The 1,325-nt window shown below is 61.7% G+C and carries 1 protein-coding gene; it reads left to right on the top strand.

The window, feature by feature from the left end:
* The coding region (locus ACN675_RS29165; RefSeq protein ID WP_420754116.1) for a hypothetical protein at positions 1–258 on the top strand (258 nt) is incomplete at its 5' end.
* Positions 259–1,325: the final 1,067 nt, after the last annotated feature.

Genomic DNA, 1,325 nt, shown 5'->3' on the forward strand with positions numbered 1-1,325 from the left:
CCGCATACTCCACGGCCGGGCTCAAGGATGACAACGACTCGCGCGCAGGTCAAGTTCAACACCGGTGTTGTCTTCATCAGCAGGAGATTCGGCTCATGGTCAATGGCGCCGCGCGTGAGTACGGTCCAGGACTCCTCGTCGCAGATCACCTACATGATCGACTCTGTGACGACGCTCAACGATGGGGACCACGTCAGGATCGAGAAGTACCAGGTGATCCTCGGCGCCGGTGGGAATGCCGAGCCTGCAACTTCGTAACGCTCGGTCTGTTCTGTCCGATTACGCGGTTGGCCGCAGAGATCGACCCCCGACTGTTCTCTGCGGCCCCAGGCGCCCCGTCTCTGTTCGCTGGGAGGCGGGGCGCTGTCGCGTTCGGGCAAATTCTCACCGCCGTAGACTGCTAGTGGCTGCAACTGGCTGCACGTGGTGCGTTAGGGGTAGCCGATTCAGTGCTCCGCTTCCTCCCGACGAGGCGGGGCACTGTGGTGGGTGGCGTGGGAGGATCCAGATACCGCCAAGCATCCCCCGCGTGCTCGGAAGTACTGGACCCGTGTCCAATCGTGACAGGACTTCCTGTGCTGCGGTAGTTCTTGGAGTGGAGCAGACCCCGCCGGCTGAAGCTAGGGGCGCCGACGGGGTCTGTATCGCCACACAGGGGAGGGTGGCGACGAGTGGATTACATCACAATCGCGAGACGGTCGGTAGGGCCCTTCAGCCGACGGAATCCCGATCTGCCCAGTTCGGCACCATAGGAATTCGAATGCTCGGGATCCATGCCTGACCCCAGAAGAATGTCAGACTCTGGGAGAGACCGGAATACGCACAGTCATATCTGATCGGTGTTGCACGCATCGCAGCGGTGGAGTGGCGGTGCGGCCTTCTTGCAGAGCAATACCCACTGGCACGCCCCGGACCGACCGGCCCGGAAGGATCCACTGTGACAGTCCGCACGATCCAGCCCCGGAGAACGAACCCGAAATCGACGGCTACGACGTGGCGCTCGAGGATCCAATCGTGGGTGAGGACGACACTGCGAGCACGGAAGAACTGTGGGAAGACTCCATGGATGGGCCAGTCTCCGGAGGTCGCTGCCCGGCCCTCCCGAGCCTGGCCCACCAGGCATCAGCGACACGGTTCTCCGTGGAACCTTCGAGGACCACTGGACAAGTTAGTCTGCCGCGGCCTGGCGTGACGTGGTCATGACAGCGAAAGGCGCCACTTACTGCGAGGTGAGGGATCACTCGCTTCTCGGACGCTTGCTCGACCGCAATGTCTTCTAGGTCGTCAATGATCTGTCAGAAATCCAAGTTGCCCATAAGTTGGTA

This window comes from Rhodococcus sp. O3 (assembly GCF_048897285.1).
Classification (GTDB): domain Bacteria; phylum Actinomycetota; class Actinomycetes; order Mycobacteriales; family Mycobacteriaceae; genus Rhodococcus.